Annotated in this window: 20 protein-coding genes; 9 read left to right on the forward strand and 11 right to left on the reverse strand. The window is 46.3% G+C overall.

The genetic code is table 11. The features are described 5' to 3' along the window. Window positions 1-9: 9 nt before the first annotated feature. The gene (locus tag H8K32_RS01435) at window positions 10-1,002 is read left to right on the forward strand and encodes an NAD(P)/FAD-dependent oxidoreductase (RefSeq protein WP_186910672.1); all 993 of its coding nucleotides are present in this window, start codon (window positions 10-12) and stop codon (window positions 1,000-1,002) included. A 19-nt stretch (window positions 1,003-1,021) separates the two neighbouring features. On the opposite strand, the gene H8K32_RS01440 is transcribed toward H8K32_RS01435, so the two are convergent. The 7 genes from H8K32_RS01440 to H8K32_RS01470 form a co-directional block, all read right to left on the reverse strand. Then, the gene (locus H8K32_RS01440; protein ID WP_186910673.1) at window positions 1,022-1,492 is read right to left on the reverse strand and encodes a cupin domain-containing protein; all 471 of its coding nucleotides are present in this window, start codon (window positions 1,490-1,492) and stop codon (window positions 1,022-1,024) included. Between the two features lie 56 nt (window positions 1,493-1,548). Next, entirely contained in the window at window positions 1,549-3,339 is a 1,791-nt protein-coding gene (locus tag H8K32_RS01445) for an ABC transporter ATP-binding protein (protein WP_186910674.1), read from the reverse strand. A 263-nt stretch (window positions 3,340-3,602) separates the two neighbouring features. Next, window positions 3,603-5,141: a lysine--tRNA ligase gene (lysS, locus tag H8K32_RS01450; protein ID WP_186910675.1), complete on the reverse strand. Its 1,539-nt coding sequence runs from the start codon at window positions 5,139-5,141 to the stop codon at window positions 3,603-3,605. Between the two features lie 127 nt (window positions 5,142-5,268). Further along, a protein-coding gene (gene prfB / locus H8K32_RS01455; RefSeq protein ID WP_186910676.1) for a peptide chain release factor 2 occupies window positions 5,269-6,373 on the reverse strand; the annotation gives its coding sequence in 2 pieces (ribosomal slippage) (window positions 5,269-6,291 and window positions 6,293-6,373; 1,104 coding nt in all). Between the two features lie 126 nt (window positions 6,374-6,499). Beyond that, on the reverse strand, window positions 6,500-6,790 hold the full coding sequence (locus H8K32_RS01460; protein ID WP_186910677.1) for a hypothetical protein: 291 nt from the start codon (window positions 6,788-6,790) through the stop codon (window positions 6,500-6,502). Window positions 6,791-6,950: 160 nt separating this feature from the next. Beyond that, complete coding sequence (locus H8K32_RS01465) at window positions 6,951-9,167, reverse strand: YgiQ family radical SAM protein (protein WP_222612988.1); 2,217 nt, start codon at window positions 9,165-9,167, stop codon at window positions 6,951-6,953. Between the two features lie 221 nt (window positions 9,168-9,388). After that, window positions 9,389-9,838 (reverse strand): ribonuclease HI family protein, encoded by a 450-nt coding sequence (locus tag H8K32_RS01470; RefSeq protein WP_186910679.1) that lies wholly within the window; start codon window positions 9,836-9,838, stop codon window positions 9,389-9,391. A 194-nt stretch (window positions 9,839-10,032) separates the two neighbouring features. On the opposite strand from H8K32_RS01470, the gene H8K32_RS01475 reads away from it, so the two are divergent. From H8K32_RS01475 to H8K32_RS01490, 4 genes are all read left to right on the forward strand, one after another. Then, window positions 10,033-10,947, forward strand: coding sequence for an alpha/beta fold hydrolase (locus H8K32_RS01475; protein WP_186910680.1), 915 nt, complete (start codon window positions 10,033-10,035; stop codon window positions 10,945-10,947). A gap of 167 nt (window positions 10,948-11,114) precedes the next feature. Further along, window positions 11,115-11,822 carry a hypothetical protein gene (locus tag H8K32_RS01480; RefSeq protein WP_186910681.1) on the forward strand — a complete coding sequence of 236 codons (708 nt, stop codon included), beginning with the start codon at window positions 11,115-11,117 and terminating at the stop codon, window positions 11,820-11,822. A gap of 291 nt (window positions 11,823-12,113) precedes the next feature. Then, window positions 12,114-12,554 (forward strand): NfeD family protein, encoded by a 441-nt coding sequence (locus H8K32_RS01485; RefSeq protein WP_186910682.1) that lies wholly within the window; start codon window positions 12,114-12,116, stop codon window positions 12,552-12,554. 66 nt (window positions 12,555-12,620) lie between these two features. After that, a complete protein-coding gene (locus H8K32_RS01490; protein WP_186910683.1) occupies window positions 12,621-13,571 on the forward strand; it encodes an SPFH domain-containing protein in 951 nt (316 codons plus the stop codon). A 298-nt stretch (window positions 13,572-13,869) separates the two neighbouring features. Here the strand turns inward: H8K32_RS01490 and H8K32_RS01495 are convergent, their stop codons facing one another. Continuing rightward, window positions 13,870-14,982: an NADH:flavin oxidoreductase/NADH oxidase gene (locus H8K32_RS01495; protein ID WP_186910684.1), complete on the reverse strand. Its 1,113-nt coding sequence runs from the start codon at window positions 14,980-14,982 to the stop codon at window positions 13,870-13,872. Window positions 14,983-15,193: 211 nt separating this feature from the next. Next, entirely contained in the window at window positions 15,194-15,502 is a 309-nt protein-coding gene (locus H8K32_RS01500; protein WP_186910685.1) for a hypothetical protein, read from the reverse strand. A 70-nt stretch (window positions 15,503-15,572) separates the two neighbouring features. Between H8K32_RS01500 and H8K32_RS01505 the strand changes: the two genes are divergently transcribed. Beyond that, the gene (locus H8K32_RS01505) at window positions 15,573-15,872 is read left to right on the forward strand and encodes a hypothetical protein (RefSeq protein WP_186910686.1); all 300 of its coding nucleotides are present in this window, start codon (window positions 15,573-15,575) and stop codon (window positions 15,870-15,872) included. A 209-nt stretch (window positions 15,873-16,081) separates the two neighbouring features. Next, window positions 16,082-17,383: an MFS transporter gene (locus H8K32_RS01510; RefSeq protein WP_186910687.1), complete on the forward strand. Its 1,302-nt coding sequence runs from the start codon at window positions 16,082-16,084 to the stop codon at window positions 17,381-17,383. A gap of 100 nt (window positions 17,384-17,483) precedes the next feature. Here the strand turns inward: H8K32_RS01510 and H8K32_RS01515 are convergent, their stop codons facing one another. Then, the gene (locus H8K32_RS01515) at window positions 17,484-18,107 is read right to left on the reverse strand and encodes an ABC transporter ATP-binding protein (RefSeq protein WP_186910688.1); all 624 of its coding nucleotides are present in this window, start codon (window positions 18,105-18,107) and stop codon (window positions 17,484-17,486) included. 169 nt (window positions 18,108-18,276) lie between these two features. Here H8K32_RS01515 and H8K32_RS01520 point away from each other — a divergent pair, with 169 nt between their 5' ends. Both H8K32_RS01520 and H8K32_RS01525 read left to right on the forward strand, forming a co-directional pair. Continuing rightward, window positions 18,277-19,587 (forward strand): HD-GYP domain-containing protein, encoded by a 1,311-nt coding sequence (locus tag H8K32_RS01520; RefSeq protein ID WP_186910689.1) that lies wholly within the window; start codon window positions 18,277-18,279, stop codon window positions 19,585-19,587. A gap of 18 nt (window positions 19,588-19,605) precedes the next feature. Beyond that, entirely contained in the window at window positions 19,606-21,531 is a 1,926-nt protein-coding gene (locus H8K32_RS01525; RefSeq protein WP_186910690.1) for a PAS domain-containing sensor histidine kinase, read from the forward strand. A 5-nt stretch (window positions 21,532-21,536) separates the two neighbouring features. Here H8K32_RS01525 and H8K32_RS01530 read toward each other — a convergent pair whose 3' ends face one another. Beyond that, window positions 21,537-22,223 (reverse strand): VIT1/CCC1 transporter family protein, encoded by a 687-nt coding sequence (locus tag H8K32_RS01530; RefSeq protein ID WP_186910691.1) that lies wholly within the window; start codon window positions 22,221-22,223, stop codon window positions 21,537-21,539. Window positions 22,224-22,305: the final 82 nt, after the last annotated feature.

Here is a 22,305-nt window from a genome sequence, read left to right on the forward strand (position 1 = left end):
GAATTACATATGCATATCGCCGTCGTAGGGGCAGGATTATCTGGTTTGACCGCAGCACGCCAATTACAATCGCAAGGTCACCATGTGACCGTCTATGAAAAAAGCGCTGGAGTAAGTGGTCGTATGAGTACCCGCCAAACTGAGTTAGGTGGATTTGACCATGGTGCACAATATTTCACGGCAAGTACAGATCGATTTAAAAAAGAAATTAGCGATTGGAAAAAATCTGGCTGGGTCACAGCCTGGGATGAGAAATTAGTTTCTCTCGATCATGGAACCGTAAAGCCTGCAGGGAAGTCAGCAACACGCTATGTCGCGACACCTGGTATGAATGCGTTGGGCAAACAACTTGCGCATGGTCTGGATGTCAGAAAAGAGCAGCAAGTTATGGCTTTAGAAGCTTATGGCGATCAGTGGCTTCTGAAAGTGCAAGCCGATACCGTTTGCATTCCTGCTTCTGCAGGTCCATTTGATGCAGTAATTCTGGCAATTCCTGCTGATCAGGCCGCAGCTTTGTTGCATGAGTTTCCAAAGTTTGAAGCGCAAGCAAATAAAGCGAAGTTGGCACCGTGCTGGGCGCTGATGTTGGGTTTTCAGACATCGCTAGACTTGCCCTATGGCGGCGCTTGGGTCAATCAATCTCGTTTGTCATGGATTGCCAGAGATACGTCAAAGCCTGAGCACAGAGCAGGGGAGCGATGGGTTGCTCATGCATCACAAGCCTGGAGCATTGAGCATCTGGAAGAAGAGCCGGAACGTGCCAAAGAAAAATTGCTCAAAGCATTTCACGAGGCAACTGGCTCCTGGATACAGCCTATCCATGCTGTCGTACATCGCTGGCGTTTTGCGCAAGCTGAACATCCATTGCCTCAAGACTGCATGTGGGATGCTAAGCGCAAAGTCGGCGTCTGTGGCGACTGGTTCGCAGCAGGGCTGGAAGGCAGTGGCCGGGTTGAAAATGCCTTCCTCAGTGCTTTGGCGTTAGCTAAAACGGTTAGCTAATTTCAATTTTGTTACATTTTTATTGCAAAATCTTGGCGAGCCCGCGTGCGGGCTTGCCAGCATCGTAGATAGTCCAGCTTTTACGAACGTGATCTGGGACATTCCAAACAGCAACCGTTCCAGCGCGGAATAGCACAGTTTCACCGGCATTGACTGTAAATTCTTTGCCTTGGTAGTTGAGGTGAACGCTGCCATCAAGAATGTAGACCGCCTCGTCAAATTGGTAATGCCATTCAAACGTCGAAGCGTCACACTCAAATATCCCAGAGCTGATTGTGCCGTCGCTAGATTTGAAAAATTCATTTGCCCGGAAATTTGGCGTACCAGACTTTACCCACGTCGGATCAACATGAAATGGCTTCAGGTGGAGTTTGACTGCTTCTGCACTTGGGGCTGGCATTTTCGACACATGACGGATTGCTTGGTAGGCGACAAATCCTGTCAGAGTAATGATGCTGCCAGCGATGGCGGCTTTGATTCTGGTCTTCATGCGCAATGTAACGAAATGTATAAACCGCGCATGATAGCGCGATATTTAATTTTTTGCTACTGCTGCAACTGTTTTTCGCCAGTCTGGAGTCGCCATAAGCTGGCATAACCAGCATTAAGTGAAAGTAATTCATCGTGTGTTCCGCTTTCAATAATGCGGCCTCCTTCCAGTAAATGGATGCAATCTGCCTGTCGAACTGTCGATAATCGGTGGGCAATGACGATCGTTGTGCGATGACGACTTACTACATCCAGACTGCGTTGTATCGCTGCTTCTGTTTCATTATCAACCGCACTGGTTGCTTCATCCAATATCAAAATTGGCGGATTTTTGAGGATGGCTCGCGCCAACGCTAAACGCTGACGCTGACCGCCAGACAATTTTTGCCCGCGCTCTCCAATCCGGGTCGCAAAACCCAATGGCAATTTGTTGATGAATTCGCTCGCTTCGGCAGCTTGTGCCGCAGCGGCAATTGCTTCGTCGCTGACGTGATCCATACCGTAAGCAATATTGTCAGCAATCGTTCCATCGGTTAAAAAGCTATCTTGGGCGACATAACCAATCACGCGCCGTAAATCTTGTAAGTTCAAGCTATCGGTCGGTATGCCATCAAGCAAAATCCGTCCATGTTGTGGTGTGTAAAACCGCAGTAGTAACTTCACCAGCGTTGATTTACCCGAGCCAGTGGAGCCAACAAAGGCAACTGTTTTGCCAGCGGGGATGCGCAAATTGATGTCTTGTAAAGTGATTTGGTCACCATAAGAAAAGCCAACATTTTCAAATCGCAGTTCGCCTTTGACCGTTGCTGGAGTCAGGTGTTGGCCTTCATAACTGATGCTGATCTTGGTATCGAGCAGATTCATAGCGCGGTCTATCGCAGACATGGACCGTTGATACATATCGGCTACATCTGCCAGTCCTGTCATTGGCCACAATAAACGTTGCGTCAGGTACACCAGAACAGAATACGCGCCGATTGCTAAATCGCCGTGCAGAGTCAGCCAGCCGCCATAGACCAGCGTAGCGGTAAAGCCAGCCAAAATCGCCATGCGAATGACAGGGGTGATTGCAGAGCTGATGGCGATGGCTCTGGCGTTTGCTTCGCGATAATTATTGCTGGCTTCGGCGATATGACTTTTCTCAAAATCCTCTGTCGCAAATGCTTTGATCGTAGCCAGACCGAGCAAATTATTATTGAGTCTGGCACTGACATCGCCTGCCGCTTCACGCACTTCCGCATAGCGAGGTGCTAAGCGCTTTTGAAACCAGAATGCACCAAACAAAATAGCCGGTACTGGCAACAAGGAAATTACTGCCAGTGACGGCTGCAGTGCAAAGAATACGGCACTCACCATAATGGAAGAACAGACGACCTGAATGATTTGATTTGCGCCGCCATTTAAAAAACGCTCCATTTGGTTGATGTCTTCATTTAAGATCGACATCAGATTCCCGGTGCGTTGATTTTCGAAATAAGCCATTTCCAACTTTTGCACATGGTCGTACGTATCAAGGCGCAAATCATGCTGCAAATTTTGCGCGAGTTTTCGCCATTTCAATGACAGCAGATACTCAAACCACGATTCGCCACCCCATATCAGAGCGTTGACGAGCCCCAAAAAAATCAATTGATGCCATGTGTCGACTATGCCGAATCCGCCTAGTACACGTTTTGCTAAAAAACTTTTATCGCCATTGACGACAATATCCACCGCAACGCCAATCAGGACTTCTGGCAGGATATCGAAAAATTTATTCAACACCGAATACAGTGCGGCAAGACGAAAGTCGGAACGATATTGCTTCGCGTAGTGAAGAAGTTTTTTCAGTGGGTGGGTTGTTGGCATAGTGGGTAGATGAAGATTCTTATTGGTGTGTTGGAAGGGTGGATTCTACCGTGACTAATACTTTGCTGCGGCAAACAGGTCTTGATGTTGGGTGAGCTGATTAACCTATATGCTAGCCTATATATCAGATTGACTTTACCGTTGATGAATGCATACTCCCCCTAATTTTTAAAAAAATGCCCACATGTCATAGAGATCATGCGGGCATTTTTTTATACAGGGTAGGAGTATGTTTTACCCTGTTTATTTTCTGCGGATTTGGCTTAGTCTTCGCGGCGCAGGTGAGGGAACAGGATCACGTCACGGATATTTGGTGAGTCGGTAATCAACATCATCAAACGGTCAATGCCGATACCGCAACCGCCGGTTGGAGGCAAGCCGTATTCGAGGGCGCGGATGTAGTCGGCGTCGTAGAACATGGCTTCGTCGTCGCCCGCTTCTTTAGCGGCAACTTGTGCCTGGAAGCGTGCTGCCTGATCTTCTGCATCGTTCAACTCTGAGAAGCCGTTCGCAATTTCGCGGCCTGTCATGAATAATTCAAAGCGCTCAGTAATGCCAGGTGTCGTGTCAGATGCACGTGCCAGTGGCGATACTTCGACAGGGTAGTCGATGATGTAGGTTGGGTTCCACAATTGTGCTTCAGCGGTTTCTTCAAACAAGGCCAATTGCAATGCGCCCAGACCTGCTGTGGCGAAAGGTTTGACGCCAAATTTCAACAATTCTGTTTTGATGAATTCTGCATCATGCAATTGTTCATTGGTGTAGTGTGGCGCATATTTATTGATCGCACCAACGATCGTCAGGCGTTCAAATGGCTTGGATAAATCCAGCTCTTTACCTTGATACGTCAATACAGCAGTGCCGTGCGCATCTTCAGCTGCTTTGCGAATGACTTGTTCAGTGAAGTCCATCAGCCATTTGTAATCAACGTAGGCTGCATAGAATTCCATCATCGTGAATTCTGGATTGTGGCGTGGCGATACACCTTCATTACGGAAGTTACGATTGACTTCAAAGACGCGATTAAAGCCACCGACTACCAGACGCTTCAGATACAACTCTGGTGCGATACGCAGGTACATTTCCATATCTAACGCATTGTGGTGCGTGATGAATGGTTTTGCAGCAGCGCCGCCAGGGATGACGTGCAACATTGGTGTTTCTACTTCCATAAATTCATGGCTGGCCATGAAGTTACGGATGGAGCTCATTGCGGCAGTACGCGCCTTGAATGTGCGACGTGTGTCTTCGCTCATGATCAGGTCAACGTAACGCTGACGGTATTTGGTCTCTTGATTTGCCAGACCGTGGAATTTATCTGGCAGAGGGCGCAAGGATTTAGTCAGTAAACGCAACGTTGTGACTTTGATCGTGAGTTCATCCGTTTTAGTTTTAAACAAAACGCCTTCGATACCGAGGATATCGCCCAGATCGTAGTGGCGGAAGGCTTCCATTTCTGCTTCGCCAGTCTTGTCGGTCGTGACGTAGAGCTGAATACGACCATCAGCACGGATACCGGATGCGTCTTGCAATGTCGCGAAAGCGGCCTTTTTACCTGCTTCACGCTTGAGCATCATACGGCCGCCAACGCTGACTTGCACGTTCAGTGCTTCTAATTCTTCACGAGCGATGTCGCCGTATTGCGCTTGCAAGTCTGCAGCTTTATGCGTAGGGCGGAAGTCGTTCGGGAAAGCAATGCCTTTGGCGCGAATGGCGTCGAGCTTGGCACGACGTTCCGCGATGATGGAGTTTTCATCAACCGGCAATTCGCTGGCAGTGCTTTGATTGTTTATTTCTGACATAAGATTTCTCTCAGTTTCTCAGTTTATTGGGCAGCTTGCCCATCGATTATTGTTGCTGGTGAGCGCGCCTGTCGCATTGATGTTTCTTATGCTGAGTGACTCGGCAATGCGCTCACGAATAGGTAGATCAAACGCCTTGCTTCAAGGATGCCGCAATAAATTCATCAATATCACCGTCGAGTACTGCTTTGGTGTTGCCTGTCTCGAAACCAGTACGCAAATCTTTAATGCGCGATTGGTCAAGCACATAAGAACGAATTTGATGACCCCAGCCGACGTCGGTTTTGGAATCTTCTAGATTTTGTTTTTCGCTCATACGTTTGCGCAATTCCAGCTCAAACAATTTTGCTTTCAACATTTCCCACGCTTCTGCACGGTTGCGATGTTGGCTGCGATCGTTCTGGCATTGCACAACAATACCGGACGGGCCATGCGTTAAACGCACCGCAGAGTCGGTCTTATTAATGTGTTGACCACCGGCACCGGACGCGCGATAGGTATCGGTACGTACGTCTGCTGGGTTGATATCGATCTCAAACGAGTCATCCACTTCTGGATACACAAACAAGCTGGAGAATGAAGTATGACGGCCATTGTTGGAGTCAAACGGCGATTTACGCACCAGACGATGAACGCCCGTTTCTGTGCGTAGGAAGCCATAGGCGTATTCGCCTTCCACTTTTAAGGTTGCGGTTTTGATACCGGCAACGTCACCATCGGATTGTTCCAGAATCTCAACTTTAAAGCCTTTGCGTTCGCAATAGCGCAGGTATTGGCGCAACAACATGGATGCCCAATCTTGGGCCTCAGTACCGCCAGCACCAGCTTGAATGTCGATAAAGCAGTTGTTTGGATCCATTGGATTGTTAAACATCCGGCGGAATTCCATGCCTTCAACCAAGCCGCGCAAATCTTGGGCGTCGATTTCGATTGCTTCTAAAGTATCGTCATCGGCTTCTTCACGTGCCATCTCGAATAAATCGTTGGCATCGCGTAAACCTGCATTGGCTTTGTTGAGCGTGTCAACAATCGCTTCTAAGGATTTTTTTTCTTTGCCCAGATCTTGGGCGCGTTTAGGATCATCCCAAACTTTAGGATCTTCTAATTCGGCGTTAACTTGTTCTAGTTTCTCTGACTTGATATCGAAGTCAAAGATACCTCCGAAGTTCAGCTTCGCGGACCGTCAGGTCGGCAAGCAGGGAGGACAGGCTATTGAGGCGTTCGGCTTCCATAATGTCGCTTTTCTAATGCAATAAAACCTTGCATTATAACCTCAGCTGCAAGGTAGTTGCCGATACTTTTGCCTATACTTTGTCAATACGCGCTGTCCTATCCTTGAAAAGAGGTGGGATTGTGTTTTACCAGAGCGAGCTGGCTACAGTTGGTTGAGCCTTTCGATGACTTTCTAGCCATTTTGCTAAATGTGTTTTAAAGCAAGAAGGGCAGATATGGTATTGCGTGATTTTGGCGGAACCGCCGCTGGGAAGGGACTCTTCCTCTTCCATTGAGATGGTGGTGTTGATTTTCTCGTGTTCTTTGTCGCTCCAGTTTTCATCCCATAAGGACTCGGCTCCACAGACATCGCAGGTAAGCTTATCGAAAACTTCTTCGGTATGCTCTAAAATCAAAACGGTTTTCATGTGTTTCATACTGCCTCCAGGTGGTAGGTGTAAAAAAATGCGTATAAACCGATCGGTTGATTTTACATCAGCAAAGCGGATGAAATATCTGCGCTTATAAAAAAAGCTGCGTCGAATGCGCAGCTTTTCATGGTGTTTTACATTTTACTCAGAACGCGTTAGTGAATCATTAACGACGCCCGGATTTTGCTGGTGCCGCTTTGGGCTTTGATGATTTGTAAGCCAGACCTGGGCGGGCGGGTGCTGTGACTGACTTTGCTGCCGTTGGCGTCTTGCCGTGGGTGACCGGCTTTTTACCAAAAGTATTGATCTTTGGCGCAGCTATCCTGCGGCCATTGGCAACGCCACTTTCTTCAATCGTGATTGGAATCACTGGTTGACGTGCCGGAATCAAATGGCGTGGGCCGCTGCCTATCAAATCGCGGCGCCCCATGCGTACCAGCGCTTCGTGGATGATTTCCCAGTTTTCTGGCGCATGATAACGTAGCAAGGCTTTGTGTAATTTACGAATTTTGCCCGAACGCGCTGTTTCTACTACCTCTGAATCTGCTGTCACTTTCTTGAGCGGATTTTTGCGTGTATGGTACATGGTGGTCGCCAATGCCATTGGGGTTGGCATGAAGGTTTGCACCTGATCCAGTTTAAAATCATTTTTCTTGAGCCAAATCGCCAGATTGACCATATCTTCATCGGTCGAACCAGGATGAGCGGCAATGAAGTATGGGATTAGATACTGTTCTTTGTTCGCTTCTTTGGAGTACTTTTCAAACATTTGTTTGAATTCATCGTAGCTGCCGATGCCGGGCTTCATCATTTTCGATAAAGTATCGGACTCAGTATGTTCTGGCGCAATCTTCAGCAAACCACCAACATGATGGGTGACCAGCTCTTTCACGTATTCTGGTGATCTGACGGCAAGGTCATAGCGTAAACCTGAGCTGATCAGGATTTTCTTCACACCGGGAATGGCGCGGGCTTTGCGGTAGATCGAAATCAATTTACTGTGATCAGTGCCGAGATTGGAGCAAATTGATGGATAGACGCAAGACAAACGACGGCATGATTCTTCGATTTTTTTTTCTTTGCAGGCCAGACGGTACATGTTGGCTGTTGGGCCGCCCAGATCCGAAATGGTGCCGGTAAAGCCTTTGACTTTATCGCGGATTTCTTCAATCTCACGCAAAATTGACGGTTCAGAGCGGCTTTGAATGATGCGACCTTCGTGCTCAGTAATCGAGCAAAACGTACATCCACCAAAGCAGCCACGCATGATGTTGATTGAGAAGCGGATCATTTCCCACGCAGGAATGCGGGCTTTGCCATACGCCGGATGTGGTGCACGTGCATAGGCGCGGTCATACACCCCATCCATTTCATCCATTGCTAATGGCAGCGGCGGCGGGTTGAGCCAGACATCACGGTCGCCGTGTCCTTGCACCAGCGCCTTGGCATTGCCCGGATTGGCTTCCAGATGGAATACTCTGGAGGCATGGGCATACATCACAGCGTCGTCTTTGACTTCATCAAACGAAGGCAGGCGGATTACTGACTTATGTTGCTTGTTCTTGAGCATCAGTTGTCGTTCTTCACGGCTCATGATGCGAATGGCTTGCTGTTGCACTACGTTGACCGCCGGGGCTTCAGACGTTACTATTTTGGCATCATCACCAGTTGCGCACTTCGCGTCTTTTTCTGGCGTCATTGCATAGGGGTCGGTATGCGCTTCGAGTTTGCCTGGAGTATCGATTTTGACCGAATTGATTTCAGTCCAATCGTCATCTGGCAACCAGCCACGCGGTACCATGAATGCAGTGCCACGTAAATCGCGGATGTCTTTGATTGCTTCGCCTTGTGCAAGACGATGAGTCAGATCAATTAATGCGCGTTCGGCATTGCCGAATAACAGAATGTCCGCTTTAGAATCAGGCAGCACAGAACGGCGAACTTTGTCTGACCAGTAATCGTAGTGCGCAATACGACGCAGGCTCGCTTCAATACTACCTATGACGACATTTGCATCAGGGAATGCCTCACGTGCGCGTTGTGCGTAAACCACCAACGCACGGTCGGGGCGCTTGGTGCGATCACCATCGGGCGTGTATGCGTCTTCTGAGCGGATTTTGCGGTCAGCCGTATAGCGATTTACCATGGAATCCATATTGCCCGCCGTGACGCCAAAATATAAATTTGGCTTACCGAGGACGCGGAAAGCATCGGCAGATTGCCAATCAGGCTGGCTGATAATACCAACTCTAAAGCCATGATGTTCAAGCAAGCGACCGATCAAGGCCATACCGAAGCTAGGGTGATCGATGTAGGCGTCACCCGTGACTAAAATAACGTCGCAACTATCCCAGCCCAGCTTGTCCATTTCGGCGCGTGACATGGGTAAGAAAGGGGCTGTGTTGCTCCCGCCGACATCAGAGCGGAAGCGCGGGAAAGAGAAAAGATTTTTTGGCAAAGGATTCATGGGCGCGATTTTACCGGAAAGCCGCTAGCCTTGCTTGCTGTATGAAGAATTTATGCTGAATAATCAAACGCTTGCGTAAGAATTTGCTCACAGCTGTGATGAAAAACCTAATTTATTTCGTAATACGTGAATGCTTTTCAGTTTTTGATATCAATATTGTTACGCATGAGTGCGTCAACCTCCGTGTTTTTATGGCGTGGGATCCATTTAAGGCGCACTGCCGGAAGCAGCGAGAGCAATGCCTGCGCCTTCTGCCTGTACTCAACGAGTCGTGCCGAAGCCTTTGCTTCTGGTCCTAAAACATCATGGATTACAACTTGACTATCACCTCTCAATAACACGCTTTCTGCTTGCGACGGGTTGACATGTTGCTTAATGAGTGTCAAGGCGGCAATCAGGGCTTGGTATTCTGCATCACTGCTGTCACCGTAGCCTATGTGTTGGGAGCGGCTAAAATGTTCGCCGTTTTTTCCTTTTAAGATACAAGCCAGGCGGCATGTACCTGGATTGGGTTTTGCTGATCCATCGAACCAGGCTAGCCAATCTGCATCTGCAAATAAATCGGCGTTCTTTAATTGTTTTGACATGACTATTTATTGCTTGTGCGCCGTTTTAATTGGCTGTCATTGGCTGTTGGTGGGCGCAAATTTTAACCGATCTGATAGAAGATGCCATATTAGCTATATTTTTTGCACCAATCAGTGCATAGTAGCTTGTATATGTCTGAAGCTTTTATCTCAAAGCGGATATTCACGCTCTATTTTTACTAGAAATATATTCTATGTTTATTCTCATTAAACAAGCATTTAAGCGATTTCTGACAAAGATTTTTGATGATGCTATTCGTGTTGAATATCAAAAAGCTGGTCTGATAAAGAAAAACATTGCGCTTGAAGGTGGTGATATATCTTACTTATGTAGTAATACTGGGTCTCTCGTAAATCAATCTGGTGGCGTGCTGTTGATGTTACACGGGTTTGGTGCGGAAAAAGACATCTGGTCTGGTTTTGCCAGACATTTGGCGACATCACTGCCTATGTTGATTCCGGATTTGCCCGGTCATGGTGAAAATAATCAGGATTTTGAGGTCGATTATTCGGTTCATAGCCAAGCCAACCGTGTGTATAAGTTATTACAGGCTCTTAATGTAAGCAAGGTTCATATTGTTGGTCATTCTATGGGGGGAGCAATCGCTTTGCGCCTCGCTCATCTATATCCAGAGATCGTCTCTTCGTTGGTCTTAATCAGTGCCGCTGGCGCTGAAATCAAGCCTGGCGTCTTAGAGAATATCGTTGATAGCCGCGATCTGAATCCTTTGGTGGATGTTAAAAATAAGGAAGATTTTCAACGCTTAATAGAATTTTGTATGAGTAAGCCGCCGTATGTGCCCAGGCCATTTTTTAATTTGCTTGCAGATAAAAAAATCGCACGTTTTGACATCGATAAAAAAATATTTGCCGATATCGCAGCAGATATTGACCAGAGTGGACATCTTGATAGTATCAAGGTGCCAGCGCTGATTATTTGGGGTGATCAGGATCAGATTTTGAATGTTGCCGACGCAGATTATTTAAATCGACATTTAACAGGAAGTTATAAAATTATATTGCCGGGAATCGGGCACGTGCCAATAATGGAGGATCCGCGCCAAACCGCGCTCCATGCGAAATACTTTTTAGAGCATCTTGCGCTTTAATCCGGTAGCACTTGTAGTTTCGTCGTTAATGGCATTTTTTTTGCTATTTTTTTCTGAATTTTGTATAACTGTGTAACAAATAGGCAATATGCCATTTCATTTTCGACGTACTACATAGAGAATGAAGCAGATCGCCATATTATTGCCTTACAAATTAGGAGTACAAGGTGTCAATTTCTTCATTGGGTGCCGGAAATTACCAGACCGTCGGTGCTTTAGGGGCAGCAACCAATACTGTATCGACTGCCACTGTCTCGCCCGCGTCTTCTGATAGCGTAGCCGCGACGTCAGCAACGTCATCATCGAGTGCAAACGGCAGTGCTTTGTCTGCTGCAATTGCGCAAGCTTTATCACAAATTAATCCAAACATTGATTTGACGACTTTATTGTCATCGAGCGGCCAGCAGTCTTCGTCTAACTTTACCAGCAGCCTATTGAACGCTCTACCGGGGTTAGCTAAACAAAATTCAGGTAATACTGATCTGTCGGCTTTGCTTGGTACTTCATCGGGTAGTACTGATAGCGTCAGTGGGGCGAATCTCGCACAGTTACTTGGTTTGTCTTCCGGACAGTCTTCTTCTGCGCCAGCACCGGTTAAGTTAGATAAGTCCAGTCCGACTTTTAGTCTGCAATCAAGCATTCAGCAATTGATTACGAATTTAGGAAATAGCGGCGGTTCTTCTGATAGCTTGTTTGGAACAAGCAATGATTCATCTGGCTCCTCAGCATCAGCATTACAAAGCTCTTTCAATAGTCTAGTGAAGAGCAGTGGTGGCAATCCTCATCAAGCTGACCTTCAGTCCTTTTTGAAATTGGTTGCCGCCAATGTTGAGGGAAGTGTTTCGATAGGAAGTCTTTTTAGTACAAGCGCCTGATTGAATGTGTTGATTGTGGCGTTGGGTTAGCTTTAGATTCTTCATTGCTTATTGTTCTTTCTTAAATGAGATAAGCCTGCAAATCTGAATTTGCAGGCTTTTTTTTGTTTTCAGTCGTCTATTTTTGATCGCGTGGTCGTGCGCAACGGGCATGTTTGTATTGAAATGCTCACTACTTTTTAGTCCTGATAATCTGACGATCACGGCTAAATTTTCAAAATATAACCGATGACTTCAGTCCCGTTAGGGATCATAATGTAATGCATTAAATATAATGATAAGGGGCAGGGTATGAGCGCATGGATGACCTGGGCGGTGCTGGCTGGTGTGGTCGTTATCTTGGAATTATTTAGCGGAACTTTTTATCTGTTAATGATTTCATTAGGCATGATTGCTGGGGCATTATCTGCCCTGATTGGTTTTGGCACTTCAGTTCAACTGATCGTGGCTGGCATTGTAGGATCAGTGGCGACGATAGCTTTGCACTCTAGTAAATATGGCTGGAAAGGGAATGTCGATGCGGCGCGAGATCCGAATGTGAATATGGATATAGGTCAGATTATCGAAGTGCCGCAATGGAATGAACAAGGAAATGGGAATTTTACGGCGCGTGCTTCCTACCGTGGAGCAATGTGGGATGTGGAAATGCATCATGGAAGTGGTGAACCTGGACAATATGTGATTCAGGAAGTGCAAGGTAGTAAATTGATCGTCAAGCTATCAACAAGATAGGTTCTTTTTTGAAGTAAGAATTTAGTCGAGCTTGGTATAAATTTCAAATAACAATAAGGTGGATATATGGAAAGTATTGGTAGCGTTGCTCTGGTGCTGTTTGTGTTGGCCGTCGTTTTTGTCTTTAAAACGATTAACGTCGTGCCGCAACAGCACGCCTGGGTGGTTGAACGATTGGGTAAATATCACAGCACCTTAGGTCCTGGTTTGAATATCGTTGTACCGTTCATCGATCGTATTGCTTATAAACATATCTTGAAAGAGATCCCTCTGGATGTGCCGCCGCAAGTGTGTATTACCCGGGACAATACGCAATTGCAGGTCGATGGTATTTTATATTTCCAGATTACAGATGCGATGCGTGCTTCGTACGGCTCATCGAATTACATCGCCGCGATTACGCAATTAGCGCAGACGACGTTGCGTTCTGTGATCGGTAAAATGGAATTAGATAAAACTTTTGAAGAGCGCGATCACATTAATACTACGATTGTTAGTGCAATTGATGAGTCAGCTGCAAACTGGGGCGTCAAAGTTTTACGTTATGAAATCAAAGATCTGACGCCACCAAAAGAAATTTTGCATGCGATGCAGGCGCAAATTACCGCTGAACGCGAAAAACGTGCTTTGATTGCAGCTTCTGAAGGCCGAAAGCAAGAACAAATTAATATCGCTACCGGTGAGCGCGAAGCGTCTATCGCCAAATCAGAAGGTGAAAAACAAGCGTCGATTAATCGTGCTCAAGGTCAGGCAGCGGCAATTTTATCGATTGCTGAAGCAAGCGCTGAAGCGATACGTAAAACAGCAGCAGCGATTCAATCACCTGGCGGTGAAGATGCGGTGAATTTGAAGGTGGCAGAACAATATGTTGCTGCTTTTGCGAATTTAGCGAAGACCAATAATTCCATCATCGTTCCTGCAAATCTGGGTGATATGAGCGGATTAATCGCAACGGCAATGCAAGTCGCCAAGTCTCAAAAAGGTGGTGTCGTTGAGGCACCAAAGCGAGTTAGCTAACGCCTTCAAATATTCAGTTGATCTGATTTTGATATAAGAAGAGCGGCGCCAGAAATTTCTGGAGCCGCTTTTTTGTATTCACTACGAGTGTTTTAGAAGTACTTAGCAGTAGTGGCAGTTATAGATCGACGCTTGAAATTGCGACAAAGTAGCATATCAAATTGACGATTTATCGGAGAATTTTTCTTGCAACTTTATAGCGCAAAAATCAGGAAAAAACGTATTTCTATCCAGTTTTTAAGCACTCAGTTAGATAGCGTCGTACATGTTATCTGTGGCCGTATCTAACTAATTCATTTTATCGCGCGCCGATTTTCGTTTCGCCAAATAAGGCTTTTTGATCACGCGGTTGAGAGCGCCAGTATTGTTTTGGTGCGTCTACTGATGCGCCAAGTTTGGCGGCAGCATGCCAAGGCCAGTGCGGATCGTACAAAATTCCACGGGCTATGCCTATCATATCTGCCTGACCATTGGCGACGATGCTTTCGGCTTGTTCGGCCTCGGTAATCAATCCGACAGCGATGACCGGCATCGAGGTGGTTTGTTTGATCTTGTCGGCAAATTCAACCTGGTAGCCAGGTATTAAAGGAATTTGCTGTAAAGGCGATACGCCACCACTTGATACATGGATGAATGAGCATCCACGTTGTTCTAATGCTTTCGTAAACACGATACTTTGCTCAACATCCCAGCCACCTGTGACCCAGTCGCTGGCAGAAATGCGTATGCCTAGCGTGTAATTTTCTGGCAGTGCAGCTTTTACAGCATCAAAAACTTCTAACGGAAAACGCAGGCGATTTTCTAAGCTGCCGCCGTATTCATCGTCACGTTGGTTGGATAATGGAGATAAAAATTCATGCATCAGGTAGCCATGTGCAGCGTGCAGCTCTATGGCGTCGATACCAAGGCGATGTGCACGAATTGCAGCATCGACAAATGCTTGCTTGACCCGATCCAACCCTGTTTTATTTAGGGCCAAGGGCGGCGTTTCAGTTGGCCCATGCGGAATTGGCGAAGGAGCTACGGTTTCCCAGCCGCCATGATCGGGAGAGATTAATTGTCCACCATCCCATGGCGCCTGGCTTGATGCCTTGCGACCTGCATGGGCGAGTTGAATCGCGATTGGCATCGTGGAATATTGGCGTATTGACGTCAATACTTTAGCAAATGCTGCTTCGGTTTCATCAGACCACAAACCTAAATCTGCGGGAGAAATTCTGCCTATCGGTTCCACGGCTGTTGCTTCAATGATTAATAAGCCAGCGCCTGAAAGAGACAGACCGCCGAGATGAATCAAATGCCAATCGGTGGCTTGGCCATCGACCGCTGAATATTGGCACATCGGGGCAATCACGATGCGGTTTTTTAATTTAAGATTTCCCAGTGAAATTGGGGAGAAAAGGGCGCTCATTGTTCATTTTCCTATCATGGTGAGGTCAATGCAGATGCTTAACAAACATTGCAAGGTTCTCACGCATCATAAGATAAATTATTTTTACGTGCTGAAGGGCGCCAATTTTGAGTGTGCCTGAGTTTTTTTGACAGGCAAGAAGAATGACACAAAAAACACGACTCAGATAACAATGGATTAACTCAAGCCCCTTTGTCCCTTTGTCCCCTCGTCAGGCAGTTGTTGAGATATTGCTGACGATGGAGAGGTTGAGGTTGTCCTGTGTCAAAGTGGCTGCCGCGGCAGGATTATTTTTAAGGGCATTTGCCCAATTGGTCGTTGTGTCAATCGAACTATTGTTTTGCGATTGTCCAATGGCGGCATATAAGGCGGCATTTGGGTTGCTAGTATTTACTGGAGTACTGATACTTGCCAAAATTGCCTGATTTTGTGCCGCTTGAAGAGATGTTTGGGTTGAAGAATTGCTATTTGTGTTCGTTGAGTTCGAGCTTGATTTTGAGGTGTTTACGCCTGCATTCACAAATGAGCTCAATAATCCAGATGCACTGTAGGTGTCATTGGACGACTGATTTCCATTAAGAAGGGAGACAATGCTCGACTCTGAAGCCAACGTGACTGCGGAATTCACTAAGCCTGCATTTGCCGTCGACGATATTGCCGCAGGCGCATTATTGGTGACAGTACTCGTCGTCGTGCTGGGCGTCGTCGCCGTGGGCGCACCCGAAGTACCCGTGCTGGCGCTGGCGAGTGGCGTTGCGGGTATGGATGAAATTGACATATACAATCCCCCTTGTCTGCCTAAATTATCGGCAACTTATTGTCCGACTTTAGCTTTTTATGCGTTTTTTTCTGAAAATCTAAAAAAAGATTTGTATCGGCTTTTTAAGTAACTGGCAAAAAGCCGAAATTGAAAAATTTGTGTTCTGCTGTTATTTTTTAACTGTGTTAATTTACGAAAATTAACGGAAATTTAGTTCTTTAGTGTTCGTTTGACGCAAATGGTGTTTATTTGCAATAAAGCCAATAGAGACAATAAAGATCTAGGCTAGTGTGGCCTACACTGTCTCCTTGATGAATTTTAAGATATGGAAATATTGGTATGAATGAAATAGTGAAGGTCATTGCTGCTCGTTTCCGATTTAGTTATGTGTGGATTATTGTTGGGATTATTTTTCTGGTTTTGCTTTCCGGGGCTGGTATCAGGGCGACACCAGCGATCATGATCCTTCCTTTGGAGCATGAATTTGGCTGGAGCCGTACAACGATTTCTTTGGTCATTTCGATCAATATTGCCTTGTATGGATTAATCGGTCCTTTTTCTGCTGCCGCCATGCAAAGCTATGGTATTCGGCGCATGATTCTGGGGGCATTAGGGTTGCTCGCCATTGGAACCTTTTTTAGTACGTTCATGACATTGCCGTGGCATATGATGCTCGCGTGGGGTGTGGTGGTTGGTGCCGGTAGTGGTGTCGTTGCAAATACCTTAGCCGCAACTATCGTCGGGCGTTGGTTTGAAACGAGGCGTGGTCTGGCGATGGGGCTTTTGACTGCCAGTGCAGCGACTGGACAAATGGTATTTTTGCCCTTGATGGCGTATATGGTTGATCACGTCGGCTGGCGTGCAGTGGCATTGATGGTGTCTGCTGTGGCGGCACTCGCGATTCCTATGGTGGCATTGCTATTGCCTGAGCGTCCTGAGGATGTCGGTATGAAGCGTTACGGCCAAGTTGACGACACGACGCAAAGTGCAATGACTGGCGGTAATCCATTCAAGGCGGCTTTCCAGGCATTGAAGCGCGCGGTCGGTATTCGTGATTTTTGGCTGTTGTTTTTCAGTTTTTTTGTTTGCGGTATGAGTACCAATGGGTACATCGGCGCGCATTTTATCGCTATGTGCAGTGACTACGGCATATTGGCTGTCGGCGGGGCGAGTATTCTGGCCACAATGGGTGTATTGGATTTGGTTGGGACAACTATGTCGGGCTGGTTATCAGATCGCTACAACGCGCGTGTACTTTTGTTCTGGTATTACGGCTTACGTGGTGTGGCCTTGATTTTTCTGCCTCAGGCGTTTGGCCTGAGCTATTTTGGCTTGCCAATTTTTGCCATTATCTATGGCTTGGATTGGATTGCAACTGTGCCGCCGACCGTCAGATTGGCTAATGACGTGTTTGGAAGAGCTGCAGCGCCCATCATTTTTGGATGGGTAGTGGTCGGGCACCAATTGGGTGCTGCAAGTGCTGCTTTACTGGCAGGCTATATGCGCAATAGTCTGGGAAGCTACACCGCCTCGTCTATCATGATGGGTGTTGCTTGCATTGTAGCTGCCGTGATGGTGTTGCGGATACACGGTCGCAAACAGGATAGTGATGATGCTATGCAAACAGCGGCCGTTGGATAAAAGTCAAATTTAAGATGTGCTTATATTTTTTTAAAATAGCACTCGTTTTTTTCTGTCGCCAAGGCGCTCAAGGTTTCATGCATTGGCGGCGAGTCTCGTTCTAGCTTAATTCTATGATCTTCGCTTGGCACACCATATCAAGCACAATGTAGCTGGCGATAATCCATGCTTGTTGCGGCTTCTCTAAGCGTTGATCTAGGGTCTTGGTAAAGAATTGCATAGAGAGTTTATCAACTCCGGCAAAGGGGTCGTCAAGCGCGATGACCGGACAGCCGACAGACAATGCGGCAGCCAACCAAACTTTGCGCCTGGTGCCCGTTGATAACATAAAAAACTGTTTTTCCAGATGTGGTGCAAGGCTTAATCCTTCGATCGCATGCTGGAGATTTTTTTCATGAAAGTCTGGATAGCTTTCTGCCAGAGTTGAGAGGTAAGTTTCTACGATCGCATTATCGAATTCGTGGCTATGCGCATCAACCCAAAACGCTTGTTTTCGGTAATCTACCGCATGTTGAATCGAATCAGTCTCAGCAATACACAACTCACCATTTGATATCGGCAATCTTCCTGTCAATAATTTGAGGAGGGTGGTTTTGCCGCATCCGTCGTCGCCTTGGATCAGCGTTATTCCTGGGTAAATTGTTGCAGACAAATCCGTAAATAATTTGTTTTCAGGATAATGAAAGCTTAGTTTGTTGATGGTCAATAGTGGTTCTTGTGACATAAGAGTGGTTTTTTATTGAAGTACAGTGTTACCTTGGTTGATAATGAAATAAGTAAAAGCTTGCGTTGTCATCGCCAGACCGATAAAGTAAATACTACATTATTGGATTGGTCTGTTTTCATATTGCTACTCATTCTTATCGCTTGTCCTTTTAATGAATTGATCGACTATGTCAGATGATATCCAGTTAATCGCAATCGACAAAGTCCGGATAGGGATGTTTGTGAAGCTTGACCTGAGCTGGTTTGAGCACTCATTCCCAATGAGCTCGTTCAAGATCACCAATCAGCAACAAATAAATGACTTATTGGCTTTAAAACTCAAGCATGTCCGGTATATCCCGTCAAAATCAGATATGGCGCAGTCTGCAAAAGAGCTAACGTTACCCCCAGTTCCAGAAACCGCAGAGGCTAAAGAACAGCAGATTAAAGTCTATGACAGTATTATCGAAGCCAAGCATGCGCGTTATGAAAAGTTAATGAAACAACGTGCCGAAATTGCCATGTGCGAGGAAAAATTTGTGCACGCGGCAACCGTCGTTAAAGGCATCAATAAGTTGATTTTTTCTCGCCCTAAAGAAACGCTTGCGGAAGCCAATAAACTGGTCGATAGCATCGCTGAGATTTTCCTAAACGCCAACGATACCGTCATGCATTTGATACAGCAGGCGGGCAATAATGAAGACGTTTATTTTCATACGCTCAATGTGTCCGTGCTCGCAATGATGCTCGCCAGCGAAATGAAATGCAACGAAAGTCAAATCAAAGAGATTGGCATTGCCGCTTTGTTTCACGACATAGGTAAAGTGAATGTGCCGGATAAGATTCTGACCAAAACAGAGCCGCTGACTAAACCAGAACAGAATTTTTTTGAATTACATCCGCAATACGGTATCGAAGTTGGCCGAAAAGCCGGTCTATCACCTTCTACGCTTGAAGTCATTGCTAATCATCATGAATTAATGGATGGTAGCGGCTATCCGCAAAGGCTCAAGGGTAATGCCTTAAGCTTGGCAACGCGCATTATCACTGTCGCCAATGTCTACGACAACCTATGTAATCCGGTTGACCTCCGCACTGCCCTCACACCGCATGAGGCGCTATCAGTGATGTACGCGCATAAACGCGGTCAATTCGATCCTGCTGTAATGGCAACGATGGTGAAAAGTCTGGGCGTATATCCACCTGGTACCATCGTAAAATTATCGAATGAGGTAATTGGCTTGGTGATGAATGTGAATATCGGCAAGCCTTTGCGTCCTTGTGTGCTGGTATACGACTCCGAAATTCCAAAGGACTCAGCAATTATTCTCGATTTGTCCGATGAAGCGAAAGATGTCAATATCAGCGGCAGCATCCGTCCTGGTTTATTGCCGCGAACCATATTTGAGTATCTGAATCCGCGTAAGCATGTAAATTATTATTTTGAGTCTAAAAACAAGCCTGCCGCTGGCGGCGCTTTGCCATCGAAACCACAATGAAAACGATGAGAGCCCGTTATGTCTGAGAATCTGCTATATCCGGAATCTGAGGGGCTATTGGGAGCTGGATTGCTCCAACACATTATTAATTATTCGCGTGAAGCAGTGATCGTCATATCATCCGAAGATTTGGCTATTTGTGAGGTAGCGCAAAAAACCTGTTCCATGCTTGGCCGCACGCGCGAAGATTTAATCGGCACACATCTGTCGACCGTTGAGTGTTCGCTACAGGATCTTTTTTTCTGGGACGACATTCGACAAACGCCAGAGTTTATTGATGCAAGAATTGCGGAAAGCGAATGGCTCACCAGTGATGGTCGCGTAATTCCTATCGAAAAACGCGTCAGCAGTTTTAATAGTCATGGTGACATTTTCTGGGTTATTCATGCCGAAGATATTACTAACAAACGTCAGGTATCCGAAGAGCAAATTCATCTTGCCTCGCAGTTGCAGAGTTCATTAGAAGCGACGGCAGAAGGGATCTTATCGATTGACCTCCGCGGAAATGTGATCAGCCTGAACCGCCGATTCATTTCAATGTGGAATATACCCGAAGAGGTTTTAATGGGGCGACGAGTAGACAACATTGTTGCTTGCATGCAGGCGCGCTGTGATGACTCAATTCATTTTTCAAGTAATTTACTGCGCTATAAAGCGGAATCTGAGACTGAAACTGCAGATCAGGTATGCCTGCTTGATGGTCGATATTTTGATGTGGTTTCTAAGCCTGAATTTTATCGTGATCAATTAATTGGCCGTGTATTTAGTGTGCGGGATATTACGGACATGAAGACGGTAGAAAATAATTTAATGCAGATGCGCGACGTGGCAGAACTCGCCAATCAGGAAAAAACCAGGATGCTGGACGCAGTACGTATCAGTGAGTCACGTTTGCGGCGTTTGGTTAATTCAAGTCTGGTTGGCATTATCGAGGGCGATAATTCAGGACAATTGGTTGAAGCGAACGATGTGTTATTGCACCTGCTTGGCTATGATCGTGAGGCGCTTGAGTCAGGGGCGTTGAATCTTTATTCCATGATACCCAATATTTACCATCACGATTATCGTTCGGCTTTAGATGAGATTGAATTGCATTCACAGGCGCAGCCTTTTGAAATTGAGTTGATAAACAGTGAAGGCGGACTGATTCCAGTCATGTTGGGAATGGCGCGTCTGGAAGGATCTGACGATGAGTGGGTAGGCTTTGTTCTTGATTTAACCGAGCAAAAAAAAGCTGACAAAATCAAGTCGGAATTTATTGCGGTAGTTAGTCACGAATTGCGAACGCCATTGACGTCGATTCGTGGCGCGCTCGGTTTACTCGAGCATAGTGTAGGCACTGATTTTCCACCCAAATTGATGCAACTGTTAAAAATTGCGCATAAAAATAGCCAACGCCTTGGTACTCTGGTTAATGACCTGTTGGATATAGAAAAACTGGTTTCCGGAAAAATGGATATCAGCATGGACAGAATAGATTTAATCAAATTGACGCAGCAAGCGATAGAAGCGAACGCTCCTTATGCGCAACAGTTCGACGTGAAATACGAATTTTCTGCGTTTCCTGAAAGCGCGTGGGCTGTTTGTGATGCAGATAGAGTGATGCAGGTGTATGCCAATCTGATGTCAAATGCAGCCAAATTTTCTCATTCCAAAAGCGTGGTATTTATTCGCATTATTGATCAGTCCGATATGTTCAGAATTGAAGTGGAAGATAAGGGGCAAGGTATTCCAAAAGAGTTTCATGATCGCGTATTTATGAAATTTGCACAGGCCGACGGTGGCAATACCAGAAAGCAAGGAGGCACCGGTCTTGGTCTGAATATATCCAAGACATTTGTAGAAAAGATGGGTGGCAATATTGGTTTTGACAGCACTGAAGGGCAGGGAACCACATTTTGGTTTACCTTAACAGCTGGGGTCAGGCGCCGCGGTGAGGGATAAGGATTTTATATTGTAGTGCCAAAAAATTTACCTGCCATAGCAGTAAACGTTAACACTAGCGCTCCCCAGAATAAAACTCGACCTGCACCGCGCAGCAGAGATGCACCTCCGCTGTAAGCTGCTAACCCGCCAAGTAATGCGAGAAAAAATAGTGATACGACTGCAATAGTCAAAATTAAATAACCTGTTGGTGCCAATAATGATGCACCTAGCGGGATGATGCCGCCAGCCATAAAACTCAAACTCGAAGCAACTGCGGCTTGTGATGGTCGCGCTGATAAGGCATCGGTAATCCCAATTTCGTCGCGTGCATGTGCGCCCAAGGCATCTTTTTCCATGAGTTGCTGCGCAACCAGGCTTGCGAGTTCATGATCCACGCCGCGATCAATGTAAATATCACGTAGCTCTGCATGTTCGGCGTCATATTCGTGTCTTAAAGCATGACGTTCAATATCGAGATCAGCTTGTTCAACATCCGCTTGTGAACTCACTGACACATACTCGCCAGCTCCCATCGACAGCGCACCACCAATGAGTCCAGCAAACCCGGCCACTATAAAGCTCTCATGACTAATATGGGCAGCGGCAACACCTAGTAGTAAACTTGATATTGATAACAGACCATCATTAGCCCCTAACACTGCAGCCCTTAACCAGCCTGATCTGTGTGTTCGATGGGTATGTGTTGTCATCGTGATTGGGTTAGGCAAAGAAACGTCGGCCAGGATGGCGAGATTTCGTACTTTAACTTTATTTGAAACTTTGCAACTTGTT

The organism is Cognatundibacterium jejuense (assembly GCF_014284255.1).
GTDB lineage: Bacteria > Pseudomonadota > Gammaproteobacteria > Burkholderiales > Burkholderiaceae_D > Undibacterium > Undibacterium jejuense.